This window comes from Bradyrhizobium sp. SZCCHNR1093, from assembly GCF_032381175.1.
Taxonomy (GTDB): domain Bacteria; phylum Pseudomonadota; class Alphaproteobacteria; order Rhizobiales; family Xanthobacteraceae; genus Bradyrhizobium.
Genome location: NZ_JAUHJJ010000002.1, coordinates 441,948 through 460,919 on the forward strand (window position 1 = coordinate 441,948; position 18,972 = coordinate 460,919).

18 protein-coding genes are annotated in these 18,972 nt (G+C 65.4%); 17 read left to right on the forward strand and 1 reads right to left on the reverse strand.

Annotated features, from left to right (window positions below):
• The first annotated feature begins 46 nt into the window (after nucleotides 1-46).
• From QX070_RS07695 to ftsH, 17 genes are all read left to right on the forward strand, one after another.
• On the forward strand, nucleotides 47-598 hold the full coding sequence (locus QX070_RS07695) for a dihydrofolate reductase family protein (RefSeq protein WP_315736308.1): 552 nt from the start codon (nucleotides 47-49) through the stop codon (nucleotides 596-598).
• A 186-nt stretch (nucleotides 599-784) separates the two neighbouring features.
• Nucleotides 785-1,435, forward strand: coding sequence for a glutathione S-transferase family protein (locus QX070_RS07700; protein ID WP_315736309.1), 651 nt, complete (start codon nucleotides 785-787; stop codon nucleotides 1,433-1,435).
• 112 nt (nucleotides 1,436-1,547) lie between these two features.
• A complete protein-coding gene (locus QX070_RS07705) occupies nucleotides 1,548-1,961 on the forward strand; it encodes a YciI family protein (protein ID WP_315736310.1) in 414 nt (137 codons plus the stop codon).
• Between the two features lie 33 nt (nucleotides 1,962-1,994).
• Nucleotides 1,995-2,411, forward strand: coding sequence for a YciI family protein (locus QX070_RS07710; RefSeq protein ID WP_315736311.1), 417 nt, complete (start codon nucleotides 1,995-1,997; stop codon nucleotides 2,409-2,411).
• A gap of 33 nt (nucleotides 2,412-2,444) precedes the next feature.
• On the forward strand, nucleotides 2,445-2,813 hold the full coding sequence (locus QX070_RS07715; RefSeq protein ID WP_315736312.1) for a hypothetical protein: 369 nt from the start codon (nucleotides 2,445-2,447) through the stop codon (nucleotides 2,811-2,813).
• 261 nt (nucleotides 2,814-3,074) lie between these two features.
• On the forward strand, nucleotides 3,075-3,800 hold the full coding sequence (locus QX070_RS07720) for a TetR/AcrR family transcriptional regulator (protein WP_315736313.1): 726 nt from the start codon (nucleotides 3,075-3,077) through the stop codon (nucleotides 3,798-3,800).
• A 129-nt stretch (nucleotides 3,801-3,929) separates the two neighbouring features.
• Nucleotides 3,930-4,415 carry a DUF2852 domain-containing protein gene (locus QX070_RS07725; RefSeq protein ID WP_315736314.1) on the forward strand — a complete coding sequence of 162 codons (486 nt, stop codon included), beginning with the start codon at nucleotides 3,930-3,932 and terminating at the stop codon, nucleotides 4,413-4,415.
• A gap of 457 nt (nucleotides 4,416-4,872) precedes the next feature.
• Nucleotides 4,873-5,556, forward strand: a complete 684-nt coding sequence (gene tolQ, locus QX070_RS07730; RefSeq protein WP_315717584.1) for a protein TolQ — start codon at nucleotides 4,873-4,875, stop codon at nucleotides 5,554-5,556.
• Between the two features lie 39 nt (nucleotides 5,557-5,595).
• The gene (locus QX070_RS07735; RefSeq protein WP_315736315.1) at nucleotides 5,596-6,075 is read left to right on the forward strand and encodes a biopolymer transporter ExbD; all 480 of its coding nucleotides are present in this window, start codon (nucleotides 5,596-5,598) and stop codon (nucleotides 6,073-6,075) included.
• Entirely contained in the window at nucleotides 6,072-7,103 is a 1,032-nt protein-coding gene (locus QX070_RS07740) for a protein TolA (RefSeq protein WP_315736316.1), read from the forward strand. The genes QX070_RS07735 and QX070_RS07740 overlap by 4 nt, the downstream gene beginning before the upstream one ends.
• A gap of 68 nt (nucleotides 7,104-7,171) precedes the next feature.
• Nucleotides 7,172-8,452 carry a Tol-Pal system beta propeller repeat protein TolB gene (gene tolB, locus QX070_RS07745; RefSeq protein WP_315737038.1) on the forward strand — a complete coding sequence of 427 codons (1,281 nt, stop codon included), beginning with the start codon at nucleotides 7,172-7,174 and terminating at the stop codon, nucleotides 8,450-8,452.
• A gap of 248 nt (nucleotides 8,453-8,700) precedes the next feature.
• Complete coding sequence (locus QX070_RS07750; protein WP_315736317.1) at nucleotides 8,701-11,040, forward strand: putative bifunctional diguanylate cyclase/phosphodiesterase; 2,340 nt, start codon at nucleotides 8,701-8,703, stop codon at nucleotides 11,038-11,040.
• Between the two features lie 362 nt (nucleotides 11,041-11,402).
• Nucleotides 11,403-12,125: an N-acyl amino acid synthase FeeM domain-containing protein gene (locus tag QX070_RS07755; protein WP_315736318.1), complete on the forward strand. Its 723-nt coding sequence runs from the start codon at nucleotides 11,403-11,405 to the stop codon at nucleotides 12,123-12,125.
• 279 nt (nucleotides 12,126-12,404) lie between these two features.
• Entirely contained in the window at nucleotides 12,405-12,899 is a 495-nt protein-coding gene (gene pal, locus QX070_RS07760; protein ID WP_315736319.1) for a peptidoglycan-associated lipoprotein Pal, read from the forward strand.
• 202 nt (nucleotides 12,900-13,101) lie between these two features.
• Complete coding sequence (ybgF, locus tag QX070_RS07765) at nucleotides 13,102-14,151, forward strand: tol-pal system protein YbgF (RefSeq protein ID WP_315736320.1); 1,050 nt, start codon at nucleotides 13,102-13,104, stop codon at nucleotides 14,149-14,151.
• Between the two features lie 62 nt (nucleotides 14,152-14,213).
• A complete protein-coding gene (gene tilS / locus QX070_RS07770) occupies nucleotides 14,214-15,287 on the forward strand; it encodes a tRNA lysidine(34) synthetase TilS (protein ID WP_315736321.1) in 1,074 nt (357 codons plus the stop codon).
• A 235-nt stretch (nucleotides 15,288-15,522) separates the two neighbouring features.
• A complete protein-coding gene (gene ftsH / locus QX070_RS07775; protein ID WP_315736322.1) occupies nucleotides 15,523-17,439 on the forward strand; it encodes an ATP-dependent zinc metalloprotease FtsH in 1,917 nt (638 codons plus the stop codon).
• 216 nt (nucleotides 17,440-17,655) lie between these two features.
• On the opposite strand, the gene QX070_RS07780 is transcribed toward ftsH, so the two are convergent.
• Nucleotides 17,656-18,861, reverse strand: coding sequence for an acetylxylan esterase (locus QX070_RS07780; RefSeq protein ID WP_315736323.1), 1,206 nt, complete (start codon nucleotides 18,859-18,861; stop codon nucleotides 17,656-17,658).
• Nucleotides 18,862-18,972 lie beyond the last annotated feature (111 nt).

An 18,972-nucleotide genomic window follows, 5' to 3' on the forward strand; every position in this document is an offset into this window, starting at 1 on the left:
TCTCCAACTGCTTGCAAAATGAAAGCAGTCAGGGGAGAGGCAGTCGATGGCGAGACTGGTGATGTGGAACATGATGACGCTGGACGGCATGGTTGCGGGCCCGAACGGCGACATCTCCTGGCACGAGGACGTGTGGGGCCCGGAGCTGGAGCAGATCTCCGAGACGCAACTGCACGAGGCGGGCGTACTGCTGTTCGGCCGGGTGACCTACGATCTGATGGCCGGCTATTGGCCGACCGAGAAGGGCGTGATCGCCGACTTCATGAACAGCATCCCCAAATATGTCGCGTCGCGCACGCTGTCTCGCCTGGCATGGTCAAACGCGCATCTGCTGGGTCCGCAGCTCGCGGCCGATGTCGACAAGCTCAAGCAGGAGAATGCCAAGGACCTGTTCCTGTTCGGCAGCGCGGACTTCGCGTCGACGCTCGTCGCGCACGATCTGATCGATGAGTTTCGTATCGCGATCAATCCGCGCGTGCTCGGCGCCGGACGGCCGCTGTTCAAGCCGGGTCAGGCCGTGAAGCTCCGCCTGATCGACAGCCGGGCGCTGTCCAACGGCGTTGTCATCGCGCGCTATGCCCCCGTTCGGGACGTGTGAGTCCAGCTCTCGCGGGCGCGCTCCGTGTCCCGGGGGAGTGCAGGTCTATAAACCACACCGCCGGTGCGTCTAGCCCTCGCCTCAACCCTCTCTCCGTGAAGAACGGGGCGAGGGAGCGCACCATCCCTGCGGCCGCGCGTTCGGGACCAAACAACTTGTTCTCACTCAACTCATCAGGAGCGTAGGATGTCGCTGACCCTCTACTATCATCCGCTGTCGTCGTTCTGCTGGAAGGTGCTGATCGCGCTGTATGAGAACGACGTTTCGTTCACGCCGAAGCTGATCAATCTCGGTGACGCGGATGAGCGCGCGGCGTTCTTGAAGCTTTGGCCGGTCGGTAAATTTCCCGTGCTGCGCGACGAGCAGCGCACGATTCCGGAATCGAGCATCATCATCGAATATCTCGACCAGCACTATGCGGGCAGGACGCGCTTCATTCCCGATGATCCAGATCTCGCTTTGCGGACACGTCTGCGCGATCGCTTTCTCGACCTCTATCTGCACATGCCGACGCAGACCGTCGTGTTCGACCGGCTGCGTCCGGCCGATGCCCGCGATCCGCTCGGCGTCGCCGACGCTCGAAGCCGGCTGCGCATGTCCTACGCCATGCTCGAGACTGAGCTGCCGCCGCGTGGCTGGGCGATGGGAGACCCGTTCACCTTGGCGGATTGCGCGGCCGTGCCGGCGCTGTTCTACGCCGACAGAGTGGAGCCGCTTGGTGATGGGCTCCCCCGGGTCACAGCCTATCTCGACCGGCTCAAGGCGAGGCCATCCGTGGCGCGGGTGCTCGCAGAGGCCGAGCCTTATTTCCACATGTTCCCGCAGGAGCCGGGCTGAACCGGGAACCCGGCCAAAATAATTGCGGGAGCGTGTCGGCGGCACCAGGGCCGGATCGTCCTACTGATGAGGGCAGGGCAGTCCTGCCGGACAGCATCAGGGGAGAGGCGCCATGCGGTTCATGGTGATCGTGAAGGCGACCAGGGACACGGAAGCCGGAATCCTGCCGACGACCGAGGAGTTCGCGGCGATGGGCCGGTTCAACGAGGAATTGGTCAAGGCCGGCATGATGGAAGCCGGCGAGGGCCTGCATCCGACCGCGAAGGGGGCGCGCATCGACTTCTCGAACGGGACGTCGAGCGTCGCGCGCGGTCCGTTCGATCTCTCCCGCGATCTCGCGGCGGGCTTCTGGATGATCAAGGCCGGCTCGCTCGACGAGGTGATCGAGCACATGAAGCGGGCGCCGTTCCCGAGCGGCGAGATCGAGATCCGCCAGGTCTATGCCGCGGAGGATTTCGGCGAGGCGTTCACGCCCGAATTGCGTGAGCGGGTCGAACGGCTGCGTGCGCAGGCCGCCAAGAGCTGAACCGACCCTGATCAGGAGAGGAGGAGAAACGCGATGCGATTCATGATGCTGATGATCCCGCTCGGCTATGAGAGCGCGCCGCCGGACGTGCAGCTCGATCCCGAGCGTGTCAAAGCGATGATGCGCTACAACGAGGCCCTGAAGGACGCCGGCGTGCTGATCACGCTGGAGGGCTTGCATCCGCCGTCGATGGGGGCGCGGGTCTCGTTCGCGGGTGGCAAGCCTGTCGTCACCGACGGCCCGTTCGCGGAGGCCAAGGAGGTGCTCGGCGGCTATTGGATGATCGAGGTCGCCTCGCGCGACGAAGCCATTGCCTGGGCGAAGCAATGCCCGGCCTCGGAGAACGAGATCATCGAGATCCGCCAGGTGCAGGAGATGGCCGATTTTTCCGACGAGGTGCAGCAGGCCGCGGCCGGCTTCGCCGAGCTGCCGCATGCCGGCCGTGTCTGATCGATCCGTTTCACAGCAGGAGAGGGAAGTGCAATGAGCGACAACAGCAACACCTATCTCGCCGTCTTTCTCGGCAGCAAGACCAGTCCGGCCTGGAAAGCCTGGGATGCGCTGTCCGAGACCGAGCGCAATGCCAGGGGGCAGCAGGGCATGGCGGCCTGGCATGCCTGGGTGGACCAACACAAGGACGCGATCGTCGCGTTGGGCGGGCCGCTCGGCAAGACCAAGCGGGTCGACAAGGGCGGCGTCAACGACATCGCCAACGAGATGGGCGCGTTCACCGTGGTTCGCGCCGCGTCGCACGAGGACGCCGCGAGGATGTTCGTCAACCATCCGCATTTTGCGATCTTCCCCGGCGAGCGGGTCGAGATCATGCCGGTGCTGCCGATTCCGGGCGGTTAGTTGAGCGGCCCGCAGGGCGGAACGTCGGCTGAGGTGTGAACATCGCGCTTGCTGGGGCGCCCGGCGTTTGTGCCGGGCCCGCTGATCTCGCGGTGACTTCGGTGCCACCCTGCCCCTTGCGCGACCCTCCAGGCGAGGGTGGCGCCTGTTTCGCTAGGGGCCTAACGGGACGACGGGACGGACCCCTCGCGCACATCGGCGGCTGATCCCGCCCAAAAGTCGCTGGCTTCCTTTGACCCGGCTCATGTAAAAGCCTTTTACATGAGCTGGCGCAAGGAAGAGCGCCGCGCCGAGCGCGGCTATCATCACGGTAACCTCAAGGAGGCGCTGCTGCAGGCGGCGCTCGACCTGATCGCGCAGAAGGGGGCTGCCGGCTTCACCTTTGCCGATGCGGCCCGCATGGCCGGCGTCAGCCCGGCCGCGCCCTACCGCCACTTCCGCGACCGCGACGAATTGCTGTCGAGCATCGCCCAGCGCGGCTTCGAGCAGTTCGAGGCGCAGCTCTCGGCGGCGTGGGACGACGGCCGGCCCGACACCGTCACGGCGTTCGAGCGCGTCGGCAAGGCGTATCTCGCATTCGCCCGTTCGGAGCCTGCGTTCTATTCGGCGATGTTCGAATCCGGCGTGCCGGCGGACTCCACCGCGGGCCTGTTGGCGGCGGGCGAGCGCGCTTTCGGCGTCATCCGGGCTGCCGCCGAGCGGCTGGCCGCGCTGGCGCCGCCCGGCGTGCCGCGGCCGCCGGCGCTGATGATGGCGCTGCACATCTGGTCGATGGCGCATGGCATCGCCTCGCTGTTCGCGCGTGGCGACGCCGCCCGCCGCAAGCTGCCGATGTCGCCGGAAGAGCTGCTGGAGGCCGAGGTGCTGATCTATCTGCGCGGGCTCGGCTTCCCGACCGACCGCCGGCCTGCGCCGTCCTCCGTTGCCGAGCCGCCGCCGCTGCCGGACGATGACAAGCCGGCAGGGCCCTGGGGCCGCCCGAAATAAGGTTCAAAGAACGCCGAAAAATAATTCGAGCGACGCGCCAGGCGGTCGCCTTGACAAAATCCCGGGTTGAGCTAGCTATGTAAATGTTATTTACATTCACACGGCATGGCGCCGCGAATGGAGAGGGAGATGGCCTACACCGCAGATGTCAATCGTTGGCGCGGTTCGGAGGAGGAGCAGAGGTACCGGCCCCGCATGATGGAGTCGCCCTGGCATCCCGGCTGGATCGCCGTGACCGTGCTCGGCTTCATCATCTGGTGGCCGATCGGACTTGCCCTTCTCTTTTTTACACTCGGGAGCAGAAAGATGGCGTGCTGGAACGGCGGTGATCGCTGGTCGAACAAGATGGAGCGGATGCAGTGGAAGATGGACCGCATGCGCGACAAGATGGAGCGCCGCGGCTTCGGCTTCGGGTTCTCGCAGCCGGCTTCGAGCGGCAACCGCGCCTTCGATGAGTACCGCATGGAGACCCTGCGGCGGCTCGAGGAGGAGCAGCAGGAGTTCCGCGACTTCCTGACCCGGCTGCGCCACGCCAAGGACAAGGAGGAGTTCGACGCGTTCATGGCCCAGCACAAGCCGCGTCCGACCCCGCCGAACGACCAGCCGCAAAGCTGATCGCCTCTCACCTGACGGCGCAGGGCTTTCAGCCCCCGCCCTGACGGCATAAGACGCCCGCTTGCGGTTTCCCCCGCCGGCGGGCGTTTTGCGTTCTCCGATACCGCCCGCCTGCGGCAGCCGGCCGCTGCCCGCTGGCGGCCAAAATGGTCAAGCTGCTGATCACAAAGGCTCTATCTGGCTGGTCCGGCTGGACCTTTGACCTCGGCAATACTCCGCGGTAACCCCGCCTTAACCCCGGAGGGGGTTTGGTTAAGGGGCGCTTACGCGCGCCAAGAGCCCTTGTTTTGACACGTTGGCAGAGGAAGCAGGCCGCTTATGGCTTCGGCGGGCCTCTTAAAGCGATCAGTTCAGGGTTTTCTCGCGCAGGCGCTTTCCGCCGCGACGGCATCCGGCATGGAACGGCGGCTGCATGGTCCCGGGCGTCCCGGGATGATTGGTTGAGAGGATACTGCAGATGTCTGTCGATAGCGGCGGCCTGTCCCTGATCGATCTGTTCGGCAATGCCGGCTGGGTGGTTCGGATCATCATGCTCGGCCTGATCTCCTGCTCGATCTGGGTCTGGGCGATCGCGATCGACAAGATGTTCCTGTTCTCGCGGACCCGCCGCTCGATGGATCGGTTCGAGCAGGCCTTCTGGTCCGGGGAATCGATCGAGGAATTGTATCGGGTGCTGTCGGCGAAGCCGACGCAGTCGATGGCGGCGTGTTTCGTGGCGGCGATGCGGGAATGGAAACGCTCGTTCGAGGGCCATGCGCGCTCCTTCGCCGGGCTGCAGATGCGCATCGAGAAGGTGATGAACGTGTCGATCGCGCGCGAGGTCGAGCGGCTGGAACGCCGTCTCCTGGTGCTCGCCACGGTCGGCTCCGCCGGCCCGTTCGTCGGCCTGTTCGGCACGGTCTGGGGCATCATGACCAGCTTCCAGGCGATCGCAGCCTCGAAGAACACCTCGCTGGCGGTGGTCGCGCCGGGCATCGCGGAGGCGCTGTTCGCCACCGCCATCGGCCTGATCGCGGCCATCCCGGCGACGATTTTCTACAACAAGTTCTCTTCGGAGGTGAACCGGCAGGCGCAGCGGCTGGAAGGCTTCGCAGATGAATTTTCAGCCATCTTGTCCCGTCAGATCGACGAGCGGGGATGAGGGCAGGTATAGTGGCATCCGGATCGTGAGTACCACAGCATGGGCATGAGCATGGGCAGCGCGTCCGGCGGCGGTGGTCGCCGCGGTCGGCGCAAGGCGGCCGTGATGGCGGAGATCAACGTCACGCCGATGGTCGACGTCATGCTGGTGCTGCTGATCATCTTCATGGTCGCGGCGCCGCTGCTCACCGTCAACATCCAGGTCGACCTGCCCCAGGCGCAAGGCGGCTCGGCCTCGACGGCCGACGCCAAGCCGCCGCTCGAGGTCACCGTCAAGAAGACCGGCGGCGGCTGCGCGTCGAAGGTGGACGTGTATCTCGGCGACTCGCCGATCGCGATCAACGAGCTTGGGCCGAAGATCAAGGCGATGAAGGAGGCGGGCGCCGGTGGCGCCGACAACGTCGTCAAGATCCGCGGCGACCGCGACGCCTGCTACTCCGACATGATGAAGGTGCTGGGCCTGGCGCGCGACGCCGGCTATCGCGCCAGCATTGTCGTGCTGCCGGATCAGGGCTCATGACGTCGGCAGACCTCATCCGGTTCGTTCGCACGCGCAAGGGGACGGTGCTGTCCGTCGCCCTGCACGTGCTCGTGCTGTGCTGGGGTCTGTTCAGCTTCTCCGCGCGCTCGATGGTGGTGCCGGCGGAGGACCTGGTGCCGGTCGACGTGATCTCGGAGGACAACTCGTCCAAGGCCAAGGCCGGCGCGCTGACGGGCAAGAAGGAATCCCAGAAGCTGCTGGCCGACAAGATCGGCGAGAAGAAGCCGACCGAGGACATCGTCGGCAAGGTCGACACCAAGCAGGTCACCGAGACCGACGCCGCGCCGACGCCGCAGCCCAAGCCGGAGAAGCCGGTCGAGAAGAAGCCCGACCCGCCGAAGCCGGTCGAGAAGCAGCCGGATACGCCGAAGCCGGTGGCCGAAAAGAAGCCGGAGCCGCCGAAGCCCGCGCCGGCCGAGAAGCCGAAGCCGGAAGAGAAGAAGCCCGATCCCTTCAATCCGGACCAGATCGCCAGCGTGCTCAACAAGGACAAGGCGAAGCAGCCGCCGAAGCCGCAGGCAGCCGCCACGCCGCCGGAGCCGCCCAAGCACAAGAGCGAGCGCAAATACGACTCTGAGAAGATCGCGAGCCTGATCAATCAGAAGGACCCGACGCGGCAGGCTGCCACGGGGGCGGAGCTCAACGCCAATGCGGCGCTCGGCGCAACGCAGGGAACGGCTGAGAGCAACGTCGCGAGCTGGCAGATCGCATTCCAGCAGGCGGTCGGCCGCTGCTTCAATCTTCCCTACACCGGCGTCGATGAGGACAAGATCGAGGTCGATATCGACATCCAGCTCCGTCCGGATGGATCGCTGGCCGCCGTGCCGGCCGTCGTTGGGACGCGAGGACCGTCGCGGGTCAGCGTGGCCATGGCGGAGAATGCCAAGCGCGCGGTCGAGAATTGCCAGCCCTATTCGTTCCTGCCGAAGAACCGGTACAATGAGTGGAAGCTCGTACCGACGACATTCAATCTCAAAATGATGAATTCGATGCGAGGCCGAACTTGACGACACCTCCGACGCGCACGACCGGATTTTTCACGCGGCGCCAGCTGTTGCTGACCGGAGGCGCCGCGATGGCGGCGCTGGGCGCTGGGCCCGCGCTCGCCCAGCAAAAGCGCCTGGAGATCATCCCGAGCGGCGAGTTCAAGCCGATCCCGATCGCCGTTCCGCCCTTCGTGCCCGGCGGGGCAGGGGATGCCGATGTTGGCAATGGCATTGCGCAGGTGATCACCAACAATCTGAAGCGCAGCGGGCTGTTCGTGCCGGTCGACCCGGCTGCGTTTCCCGAGCGCATCAGCAATTTCGAGGCGCCGCCGCAATTCGCGAGCTGGCGTCCGCTCGACCTGCGCGGGCTGGTGACGGGCCGCGCGACGCGGCAGCCGGACGGGCGCCTGAAGGCGGAGTTTCGGCTGTGGGACCCGAACTCGGGACAGCAGCTCACCGGCCAGCAATATGTCACGGCGCCGGAATATTGGCGGCGCATCGCGCATATCATCTCGGACCAGATCTACACGCAGATGACCGGCGAGAAGGGCTATTTCGACAGCCGCGTCGTGTTCGTCGACGAGAGCGGCCCGTCGGATCGCCGCGTCAAGCGGCTCGCGCTGATGGACCAGGACGGCGCCAACGTCCGCTATCTCACCCGCGGCGCCGACCTGGTGCTGACGCCGCGGTTCTCGCCGTCGAGCCAGGAAATTACCTACATGGAGTTCGGGCAGGGCGACCCGAAGGTCTATCTGTTCAACATCGAGACCGGCCAGCGCGAGATCGTCGGCAACTTCCCAGGCATGTCGTTCTCGCCGCGCTTCTCGCCGGACGGCCAGCGCATCATCCTGAGCCTGCAGCAGGGCGGCAACTCCAACCTGTTCGTGATGGACCTGCGCTCGCGCACGACCACGCGGCTCACCGACACGCCGGCGATCGATACCTCGCCGTGCTACTCGCCGGACGGCAGCCAGATCTGCTTCGAAAGCGATCGCGGCGGCAAGCCGCAGATCTACGTGATGTCCTCCAGTGGCGGGGCAGCGCAGCGCATCTCGTTCGGCGAGGGCAGCTACTCGACGCCGGTGTGGTCGCCGCGCGGCGACTTCATCGCCTTCACCAAGCAGGGCGGCGGCCAGTTCGCGATCGGCATCATGAAAACGGACGGCTCGGGCGAGCGCATCCTCACCGCCGGCTTCCACAACGAAGGGCCGACCTTCTCGCCCAACGGCCGCGTGCTGATGTTCTTCCGTGACCCCGGCGGCACCGCCGGTCCGTCGCTGTACTCGATCGACGTCTCCGGCCGCTTCGAGCAGAAGGTGCCGACGCCGGGCTTCGCCTCGGATCCGGCCTGGTCGCCGCTGTTGTCGTGACGGTGAGCGAGGCTCTGGGCCCGCTCACGTCGTGGTGGACGCGATTTTTCGAGTCGCGCGAGGCGTGTTCTGTGGAAAGGTGGAACTATTAGTTGTAGTAGCCGGGTAGTGTTTGCCTAGTTCTCTGAATTTTCGAGCGAATTCGTGCATTTCGCGAGCGCGGAAACGCTCCGCTAACGATGTTCCCTCAGAAAGACTTCACCTGCGAGCGGTAATGTTTGTGCACCGAACAGGACGCGTGCGCACGAATGCAGCTTGCCACTCAGAATGGAGAAGACGATCGAAAGTTGTCGCCTGCGATCCAGGCGGCTCTCGTCGACTCCCTCTTCCAGGATCCCGGCCCGATGTTCGCCGGCGCACTCTGCGCCGCCGTCGCCGCCGTCATGACCGCGATCAAGAGCGGCGACGTCAATCTGTGGCCGTGTGCCGCGATGCTGATCATCGCAGGGGCGTTCCGTTCGCTCGACATGCGCTACTATCGGAGCCTCTGCGACAACGGTCGCCTCACGCAGGAGGCGGTCGAGCGCTGGGAGGTTCGCTACCAGATCGGCGCCATGATCTATGCGCTGGTGCTCGGCGTGTGGTGCGTAGTCGCCCTTGTCGACAACAGCGACCCGGTGGTGCACCTGATCGCGATCACGGTGACGCTCTGCTACATGTCGGCGGGCGCCGGCCGGACCTACGGGCGGCCTTGGATATTCCATGTCCAGATCCTGCTCGCCTGCGGACCGCTTGCAGTGGCTCTCGCGATCCACGGCAGCCCTTATTACCTGGGCATGGCGGCGTTCTGCGTCCTGTTCTTCGTGTCGCTGAAACATATCTCGACCAATCTGCAGAGGATCTTCGTCCAGGCCTTCGTGGCGCGCGAAAGCGAGGCTGCGCTGGCCAAGCAGTTCGATACGGCCCTGAACAACATGCCGCACGGCCTGTGCATGTTCCGCTCCGACGGGCGTCTGGCCGTGATGAACCACCGCTTCGGCCACATGATGAGCCTGCCGGATGACATCCTGCAGCGTGGCGGCAAGGCGGCCGACATCATCAACGCCTGCGTGATCGCAGGCTCGATCTCCGCTTCGAGCGGCCGGCTGATCCTGGCCGAGATCGAGCACACCAAGACCCATAACGTCATTACCAGCGATCCCGACGTCGCGCGCGACCGGTCGCTGTCCTGGACCTTCCAGCCGATGGCCGACGGCGGCGCCGTGGTCCTGCTCGAGGACATCACAGAGCGCCGGCATGCGGAGGCGCGCATCTCGCATCTGGCGCGCTATGACGAGCTCACGACCTTGCCGAACCGCGTCAGCTTCCGCGACGAGATCGAACGGCTGCTCAGGATTCCGCAGCGGCACGGCGAATTGTCCGCGCTGCTGTTCGTCGATCTCGACCGCTTCAAGCAGGTCAACGACACGCTCGGCCACCCCTGCGGCGATCAACTGCTCTGCGCGGTCTCCGAGCGGCTGCGCGACATGCTGCGTCCGGAAGACTTCGTCGCGCGCTTCGGCGGCGACGAGTTCGTGGTGTTCCAGCGCAACATCCGCTCCAACGATGACGCGGCCATGCTGGCGCGCCGGATCGTCGACCAGCTCAGCGAGCGCTACAAGATCGACAATCATCTGGTCGAGATCGGCGCCAGCGTCGGCATCGCCATGACTGGGCCGGGGATCAGCGCCGACACGCTACTGAAGAACGCCGACATGGCGCTGTACCGCGCCAAGGCCGAGGGACGGGGCACCTTCTGCTTCTTCCGCGACGAACTCGCCCAGACGGTCGAGGCGCGCCGCATCCTCGAGCTCGATCTGCGCAAGGCGCTGGCGAACGAGGAGTTCGAGCTGTTCTATCAGCCGCTGGTCAATCTGAAGTCCGGCAAGATCTCGACCTGCGAGGCGCTGCTGCGCTGGAACCACCCGGTGCGCGGCACGGTCTCGCCGGTCGACATCATTCCCGTCGCCGAGGACATGGGCCTGATCGTCGATCTCGGCCGCTGGATCCTGCGCAAGGCCTGCCTCGAATGCATGAAATGGCCGGATGCGGTCAGCGTCGCCGTCAACTTCTCGCCGCAGCAGTTCCATCAGCGCGATGTGCTCAGTGAGGTCCGCTACGCGCTCGAAGTGTCCGGGCTGCCGCCGCATCGGCTCGAGATCGAGATCACCGAATCCTCGCTGTTGCGCAACACCCAGCTCACGCACGATGTGCTGTCGCAACTGCACATGCTCGGGGTTCGTATTTCGCTCGACGATTTCGGCACCGGCTATTCGAGCCTCAGCTATTTGCACAACTTCCCGTTGGAGAAGGTCAAGATCGATCGCTCTTTCCTCGAAGGCATCGACAGCGATCGGCCGCTGACCCTGTTGCGCGGTGTCGCAAGATTGTCCGCCGATCTCGGCATGTCGGTGGTGGTAGAGGGCATCGAGACCAACGAGCAGCTCGAACTGGTCAGCGCCGACGGCACGGTCACCGAGGCGCAGGGCTATCTGTTCAGCCGGCCCGTCCCCGCAATCCGCATCCGACAGCTCCTGAATGCCTCGCATGGGCGCCGTTCGAGCGACGGGGCGATCGCGGCCGCCGGCGGGACACGTTCGATCGCTTGATCGCCCGACCTCCGCCTTGATGCGGACGTGCCGCGAAGATCGACCGGCGCTGGAGGCGAGCTCTGTGCGTAGCATCCCGCCGGTCCTCTCTACGAGCGTGGCTCGCATGTGAATGGCGATGTGACAACCCCACGTCGCACCATTCGGAAACATTGCGCGCGTCTACCAAGCGAATCCGTTTCGATTTGACACGCAAGTGATCCGAAGCAATCCGTCCGGTGCAGCGTCCAATCCCGTAAGTCACGGTTGCGCCTCCGGGATTCTGCGAGCCGTTAACTTTGTACCGCCGAAAGCTTTGCGTCGGCATTAACCCGCTGTTAAGCTCATACTGCTCGTAGGAGTTGTGTGAGAAGGGGTTGCGGATGAAGTCGGCGGCTAGAGTAAGTGCCGTTGCTGAACAGAAGTCGGATGTGCTGGAGAACGTGGACTATCGACTGGCGCTGACTGTTGAGGACAAGGACGAGATCTATCGGCTGCGCTACCGCGCCTATCTGCGTGAAGGCGCCATCCTGCCGTCGCCCAGCGAACGCGTCACCGACGAATATGACGATCTTCCCAACAGCTTCATCTTCGGCGTCTACGTCAATGGCGAGCTCTACAGCTCGATCCGCATCAGCGTCGTGAACTCGCAATGGCGCCGATCGTTGTCCTCGGACATGTTCGCCGACTTGCTGCATCCCGAGCTTGATCGCGGGAAGGTCATCATCGACCCGACACGGTTCGTCGCCGACCATGAGAAGGCGCGGCTGTTTCCGGCGCTTCCCTATGTGACGGTCCGGCTCGGCTACGTCGCCTGCGCCCACTTCAATGCGGACATCGGTCTCGCCAACGTCCGCCCCGAGCATCGCGCCTTCTACAAGAAGGTGTTCCTGCAGGAACCATGGGGTGAGCCGCGGCTCTACTCCGGCCTCACCAAGCCGGTCGGCCTGGTGGCGGCGCATTACCCTTCGATCCGCGATCGCGTGTTCCAGCGCTTTCCGTTCATGCGCTCGAGCGCGTTCGAACGGCGGATGCTGTTCGATCGTCCCGCGCCGGACGCCTTCACTGATTCGTTCAGGATTCAGGCGGTCGCGAAGGCCGGCTGATCATCGGCCGATATCGGGGCCAGTTCGGCCGTCTGGCCGGTTCACACCGTGGCACTGATGCAAAATTCAGCGAAAAAGCGCCCTGCTGCAGGCGTCGCGCCGCTTGCCTTCACCCTGGCGCCACATTTACAACCCATTAACCATCGCGGTCGCTTTTCGGGTTTCGTTAGCATTTGACGGGGTTCGGCAAGACCCCATCAAGGTTGACGGAACGTTCGCTTAACCATCGCCCTGTAGACCGGATGGCAGTCTAAGAACGTGAGCGTGGAGGCTCCGGGAATGAAATATCAGATGCGTATCCTCCAGGGATTGAAGTTGGCCGCCGTGCTGGCCGTGGCGCTGTCGATGGGCGCCTGCGCCAACAAGAATCTCACCGGGGCCGACGGGGCGATGGCCAGCGCTGCGACTCCAGGCAGCCAGCAGGACTTCGTCGTGAATGTCGGCGATCGCGTCTTCTTTGAGAGCGATCAGACCGATCTCACGCCGCAGGCGATCGCGACTTTGGAGAAGCAGGCGCAGTGGCTGCAGAGCTATCCGCGCTACTCCTTCACGATCGAGGGCCATGCCGACGAGCGCGGCACCCGCGAGTACAACATCGCACTGGGCGCGAGGCGCGCGCAGTCGGTCCGCAACTTCCTGGTGTCGCGCGGCATCGACCAGGGCCGCATGCGCACGATCTCCTACGGCAAGGAGCGGCCGGTGGCGGTTTGTAACGATATCTCGTGCTGGTCGCAGAACCGTCGTGCGGTGACGGTCCTGAACGCCAGTTCATAAAGCTGAACGAATCCGTTGCTGATGAAGCCGGCGTCGCCCATCGACGCCGGCTTCATTGTATGTGATCGGCGGGTCTTGTCCGGGCTTGGTCTTGTCTTCGCTTGAACGTCAATTGTCTCTATCGCATTTCTGCTTTACAGCCTCGCTCACAGGCCTGTTTTCAATGTCTCGCCGATCCGGTCGTCAGGGCAGCATGTCATTCATGTTTCTTCCACGGAGCGCCGCCGCGATCCTCGCAGCGCTCGTCGTTTTCTCGTGCCAGGCATTTTCGTCGCGGGCGCTCGCCCAGACCGACGATGATCCCGAGATCCGGATTCAGCGGCTCGAAAATCAGCTCCGGCAACTGACCGGTCAGAACGAGGAGCTGCAATATCGCAATCGCCAGCTCGAGGAGCGGCTGCGGCAACTGCAGAGCGCAGCGCCCGGCGGCGCCCCCGCGGCGCAGCCGAGCGCGGCCGCGCCGGCGCAGGCCAATCCCGCCTACGGCCAGCCTCCACAGCCGGCCTACGGGCAGCAGCAATATGGCCAGCAGCAGTACGGCCAGCCGCAACAGGCCTCTCCCCAGCAGCAGCCGGGCTATGCGCAGCCGCAGGCCGGCGCGCCGGTGCAAATCGTCCAGGAGCCCGCGGCCCCTGGCCGGGGCCGCCGCGGCGATGCGTTCGATCCGAGCCAGAATCCGACGGCTCCCGGCGCCCCGCAAGCGCTCGGCGGCGGCCAGTTGCCGATCCAGCCGGGTGGCGGCCAGCCTGCTGGTCGGCCCGTCGGCGATCCCTCGAATCTCGCGAATGCCACGGGCGGTCGCTATCCCCAGGGTGCGCCGCCGGCCGCCGCTCCCGGCGCTGGCGGACTGGAGACCGCGCCGCCGCGGCAGACGCCGCGCGACGAATACGACCTCGGCATCGGCTACATGCAGCGCCGCGACTACGCGCTGGCCGAGCAGACGATGCGCAACTTCACCCAGAAATATCCGAACGATCCGATGGTCGGCGACGCGCAATATTGGCTCGGCGAGAGCTTCTACCAGCGTCAGCAATATCGCGATGCCGCCGAGGTCTTCCTCGCCGTGACGACGAAATACGAGAAGTCGGGCAAGGCGGCGGATGCGCTGCTCCGGCTCGGCCAGTCGCTGGCCGCGCTGAAGGAGAAGGAGGCGGCCTGCGCCGCGTTCGGCGAAGTGACGCGCAAATATCCGCGCGCGTCGGCGGGCGTGAAGGCGACGGTCGATCGCGAGCAGAAGCGGGTGAAGTGCTGAACGCCCCCGGGCGAGGGTAGGCCTCTCGCCTACGACCGACGGGGCGGGTAGGCTGCGGCGCCATGTCGAAGGCCGGTTCCGAAGATGATCTTGCGATCTCCGCCGCCGAAGCGGAGCGCCTGTTCGCGCCGCTTTCGGCGGCGCCCGTGCTGGTGCTCGCCGTATCGGGCGGTCCGGATTCGATGGCTCTGATGTGGCTCGCGGCGCGGTGGCGCGCGGGGCTTGCGCAGGGGCCGCGCCTTGTGGCTGTGACGGTCGACCATGCTCTGCGGCGCGACTCCGCCCGTGAAGCCCGCATGGTGAAGGAGACCGCGCGGCGGCTCGCAATTCCACATCGGACCTTGCGCTGGAACGATGAGAAGCCGGACACCGGGATTCCCGAAGCGGCGCGCCTGGCAAGATACCGCCTGCTGGCGCGCGCGGCGCGGCAGGCGGGCGCCGGACACGTCGTCACCGCCCACACCCGTGACGACCAGGCCGAGACCGTGCTGATGCGGCTCTTGCGTGGCAGCGGTATTGCGGGGCTCGCGGCGATGGCACCGCTCAGCGAGCGTGAAGGGCTGTTGCTGGCGCGGCCTCTGCTCGACGTTACCAAGGCCAGGCTGGTGGCGACGCTGCGCTCGGCCGGGATCCCCTTCGCAGATGATCCGACCAATCAAGATCCCGCCTTCACCCGGCCGCGGCTGCGCGCCCTGATGCCGGCTCTGGCCGCCGAGGGCGGCGATGCCCGGACGCTGGCGGCGCTGGCCGACCGGCTCGGACGGGCCAATGCCGCGATCGAATTGATGGCGGATGGCGCCGAACGCTATCTCGCATTGCGAGCGGCCGGCACCGGGCCCGGACAGGCGGATCACGGCGAGACCTTCGAGGCGCGCGCCTTTGTCGCACTCCCGGCAGAAATCAAACTGAGGCTGCTGATGCGCGCCATCAATCGCATTGGCACTGAAGGTCCCGTGGAACTCGGCAAGGCCGAGGCGCTGCTGGCGCGGCTGGACCGGACTCTTGCGGGGAACGCAGATGGCGGTACGTCTGCTCCGGGCAGGCTAAAACAGACCCTGGCTGGTGCACTGGTAAGCATGACGCGAGGCGCGATCCGCATCACGCCCGCGCCGCCGCGGCGGTCGGGCGCGACTTGAAGCGGCTCGTCGCTTTCGCGGACCCTTAACCACCGGCCCTGGCAGCGGTTTCCCGCGCCTTTTTTTGAGCGGGAATCGGGCTAGGATGCGATAAATAGTCCTTTCTAGTTCCCTTGGCATTGCCGCGAGTGGTACCTAGATTACGAGACGGTCGACCGGGGGATTCCCTCGTGGCTACCCAGGGATGAGTCCGAGGACGAACGGCCGCGATCCGCGCGACCACGAAGGAAAATCGATGAACGCCAATCTGCGCAATTTCGCCCTTTGGGTCATTATTGTCCTGTTGCTGTTGGCGCTGTTCACACTCTTCCAGAACCCGGGGCAACGCGCGTCCTCGACCGACATCAACTTCTCGCAGTTGTTGACCGAGGTCGATCAGGGCAATGTGCGCGACGTTGTGATCCAGGGGCCGGAGATTCACGGCACCTTCAAGAACGGCTCGTCGTTCCAGACCTACGCGCCGAGCGATCCGAACCTCGTGAAGCGCCTGTACGACGCCAAGGTCAACATCCAGGCCAAGCCGCCCGGCGACAACGTGCCGTGGTTCGTGTCGCTGCTGGTGTCGTGGCTGCCCTTCATCGCGCTGATCGGCGTCTGGATCTTCCTCTCCCGGCAGATGCAGGGCGGCGCCGGCAAGGCGATGGGCTTCGGCAAGTCGCGCGCCAAGATGCTGACCGAGGCGCACGGCCGGGTGACGTTCGAGGACGTCGCCGGCGTCGACGAGGCCAAGCAGGACCTGCAGGAGATCGTCGAATTCCTGCGCGATCCCGGCAAATTCCAGCGGCTCGGCGGCCGCATTCCGCGCGGCGTGCTGCTGGTCGGCCCCCCCGGCACCGGCAAGACGCTGATCGCACGTGCGGTGGCCGGCGAAGCCAACGTGCCGTTCTTCACCATTTCGGGTTCTGACTTCGTCGAGATGTTCGTCGGCGTCGGCGCCAGCCGCGTCCGCGACATGTTCGAGCAGGCCAAGAAGAACGCGCCCTGCATCATCTTCATCGACGAAATCGACGCCGTCGGCCGCCATCGCGGCGCCGGTCTCGGCGGCGGCAATGACGAGCGCGAGCAGACCCTCAATCAGTTGCTGGTCGAGATGGACGGCTTCGAGGCCAACGAGGGCGTGATCCTGATCGCGGCCACCAACCGGCCCGACGTGCTCGATCCTGCCCTGATGCGTCCCGGCCGCTTCGACCGCCAGGTCGTGGTCTCGAACCCGGACATCATCGGCCGCGAGCAGATTCTCAAGGTTCATGTCCGCAAGGTGCCGCTGGCGCCGGACGTCAACCTCAAGACCATCGCCCGCGGCACGCCCGGCTTCTCCGGCGCCGACCTGATGAACCTCGTCAACGAGGCTGCTCTGACCGCCGCTCGTCGCAACAAGCGGATGGTAACGCAGTCCGAGTTCGAGGAGGCCAAGGACAAGGTGCTGATGGGCGCCGAGCGCCGCTCGATGGTGATGACCGAGGAAGAGAAGATGCTGACCGCCTATCACGAGGCGGGACATGCGATCGTCGGCCTCAACGTCCCGAGCCACGACCCGATCCACAAGGCCACCATCATTCCGCGCGGCCGCGCGCTCGGCATGGTGCAGTCGCTGCCCGAGGCCGACCGTCACTCGCATACGCGTGAGTGGTGCGTCTCGAAGCTCGCGATGATGTTCGGCGGCCGCGAGGCCGAGGTGCAGAAGTTCGGTGCGGAGAAGGTGACCAATGGCGCCACCGGCGACATCCAGCAGGCCACCAACCTCGCCCGCGCGATGGTCATGGAATGGGGCATGTCGGACAAGCTCGGCCGCGTGCGCTACCAGAGCAATGAGCAGGAGGTCTTCCTGGGTCATTCGGTGGCGCGCTCGACCAACATCTCCGACGATACCGCCCGCCTGATCGACTCCGAAATTCGCGGCCTGATCGAGGCCGGCGAGCAGGAGGCGCGCCGCATCATCACCGAGAAGCGCGACGACTGGGAAGCGATCGCCCAGGCGCTGCTCGAATACGAGACGCTGACCGGCGAGGAGATCAACGACCTCCTGAAGGGCAAGAAGCCGAACCGCGAATCGGCGATCGAGCCGTCGACGCCGCGCGCGTCGGCCGTGCCGCCGGCCGGCAAGCCGCGGCCGCGGCCCGATCCAGGCCTGGAGCCGCAGCCCCAGGCGTGAGCCAGGGTTGATATGCAACGAACTTCCGACGGGTCAGCCTATCTGATCCGGAAGATCGAGAGAGACGACAGGCCCGGCTTACAGCCGGGCTTTTCGTTTGTTTGGAGTCGTGCCGGCGGCAGTCCGATTCGCGCGCGGTGGGCGCGCGTTCTGTTTGTCACGTCTTTCGTTGACGGGGTGCCGCGCCGCGGACCGCATCCAGCGGCGCCGCGCGCATCACGGCTTGTCGAACCAGGCCTTCCACTGCGGGACGGCGGTCGCGAACGTGCCGCGATGGCTGGTCGGTCCCGTCGACACCGCCTCGACCTTGCTGTTGCCGGCCCCGATCGCCTGCTGGTAGGTCATCGCCAGCCGGCCGAGACCGGTCGAGATCGCCTCGTCGGTCTCGCCGTAATAGTTGCGCACCGGCGTCTTGATGATCCAGCGATAGGCTTGCGTCTGCGCGATCAGGCGGCCGTAGGCCGACGCAGCGAAATACTGCGCATCGAAATAGTCGGGCTTGAGCAGCTTGTGCAGATCGGTCGGGACGTCGGCGACGTTGAAGGGCTCGCGCTCATAGGCCTTGCGGGCGACGTCGTAGTAGCTGTCGCTGATCACCGAGCGCGCCAGTCCGGGTACGCTGTAATAGTTCTCGAACGCGAAGGCCGACAGAATGAACAGCGAGTTCGTCCAGGAGGCATCGTTGCTGCGCGGGAAGTTCAGAAAGCCGTTCAGCGCGACGAACACGTCGACCGGCGCGCTCGCGGTCGCCGCTGCCGCGACCGGCACGCCGGCGCTTTCGAGCTTCTCGAGATAGGCCATGGTCACGAAGCCGCCCTGCGACCAGCCGGCGATGTCGAGCCTGGCGCTCGTCAGCTTCATCTGGTCGAGCACGGCGCGGCTCGCCCGCAGCATGTCGTAGGTGGCCTGCTGATGGCTGGCCTTCACCATGTAGCCTTCCGGCTCGGTCGAGATGCCCATTCCGAAATAGTCGGCGCCGATCAGCAGATAGCCTTGTCCTGCGAACTGCGCGATCATCAGCTGCGTCTCGGGCGACTGCTCCGGAAACGACGGCACCTCCTGCTTTCCGTACACCGTGCCGTGCTGATAGGACACCATCGGCAGGCTGGTCTCGCCGGTCTCGGGCACCGCGAGCAGGCCGCTCGCCGTGATCGGCTTGTTGCCGCGCTCGGGCACGACTGAGGCATAGGTTACGCGATAGAGCCGGACGGCATTGCGCGCCGGGGTGTAGGTCACCGAGACGCCGGCGAATTTCGGCGTATCGACAGCGAGGATGGTGTTCAGCCGGGCGACGTCCCAGCGGGCCAGATATTCATAGCTGACGTCGGAGGAGACGCGGACCGGACTCTTGTCCTGGGCGCGGCTTGCGGCCGGCCAAATGGCGCAAACGAGTAGCGCGATGAGAGCGCGATAAACGAACATGGGATCCCCCCGGCCTGCCGCCGCTGGTTGCATTCGAACCCCTGCGATACAGATCGCGCGTAAACAATCGGTGCGGCGCCGGCGGTCGCGCGCCGTCGCCCACGCTTAAGC

Coding starts and splice junctions, on each gene's coding strand:
- QX070_RS07720 (WP_315736313.1), top strand. CDS start 3,075: ATGAGCTGGCGCAAGGAAGAGCGCCGCGCCGAGCGCGGCTATCATCAC.
- QX070_RS07755 (WP_315736318.1), top strand. CDS start 11,403: ATGAAGTCGGCGGCTAGAGTAAGTGCCGTTGCTGAACAGAAGTCGGAT.
- ftsH (WP_315736322.1), top strand. CDS start 15,523: ATGAACGCCAATCTGCGCAATTTCGCCCTTTGGGTCATTATTGTCCTG.
- tilS (WP_315736321.1), top strand. CDS start 14,214: ATGTCGAAGGCCGGTTCCGAAGATGATCTTGCGATCTCCGCCGCCGAA.
- QX070_RS07695 (WP_315736308.1), top strand. CDS start 47: ATGGCGAGACTGGTGATGTGGAACATGATGACGCTGGACGGCATGGTT.
- pal (WP_315736319.1), top strand. CDS start 12,405: ATGAAATATCAGATGCGTATCCTCCAGGGATTGAAGTTGGCCGCCGTG.
- QX070_RS07750 (WP_315736317.1), top strand. CDS start 8,701: ATGCAGCTTGCCACTCAGAATGGAGAAGACGATCGAAAGTTGTCGCCT.
- QX070_RS07725 (WP_315736314.1), top strand. CDS start 3,930: ATGGCCTACACCGCAGATGTCAATCGTTGGCGCGGTTCGGAGGAGGAG.
- tolB (WP_315737038.1), top strand. CDS start 7,172: ATGGCGGCGCTGGGCGCTGGGCCCGCGCTCGCCCAGCAAAAGCGCCTG.
- QX070_RS07710 (WP_315736311.1), top strand. CDS start 1,995: ATGCGATTCATGATGCTGATGATCCCGCTCGGCTATGAGAGCGCGCCG.
- tolQ (WP_315717584.1), top strand. CDS start 4,873: ATGTCTGTCGATAGCGGCGGCCTGTCCCTGATCGATCTGTTCGGCAAT.
- QX070_RS07780 (WP_315736323.1), bottom strand. CDS start 18,861: ATGTTCGTTTATCGCGCTCTCATCGCGCTACTCGTTTGCGCCATTTGG.
- QX070_RS07715 (WP_315736312.1), top strand. CDS start 2,445: ATGAGCGACAACAGCAACACCTATCTCGCCGTCTTTCTCGGCAGCAAG.
- QX070_RS07705 (WP_315736310.1), top strand. CDS start 1,548: ATGCGGTTCATGGTGATCGTGAAGGCGACCAGGGACACGGAAGCCGGA.
- QX070_RS07740 (WP_315736316.1), top strand. CDS start 6,072: ATGACGTCGGCAGACCTCATCCGGTTCGTTCGCACGCGCAAGGGGACG.
- QX070_RS07735 (WP_315736315.1), top strand. CDS start 5,596: ATGGGCATGAGCATGGGCAGCGCGTCCGGCGGCGGTGGTCGCCGCGGT.
- QX070_RS07700 (WP_315736309.1), top strand. CDS start 785: ATGTCGCTGACCCTCTACTATCATCCGCTGTCGTCGTTCTGCTGGAAG.
- ybgF (WP_315736320.1), top strand. CDS start 13,102: ATGTTTCTTCCACGGAGCGCCGCCGCGATCCTCGCAGCGCTCGTCGTT.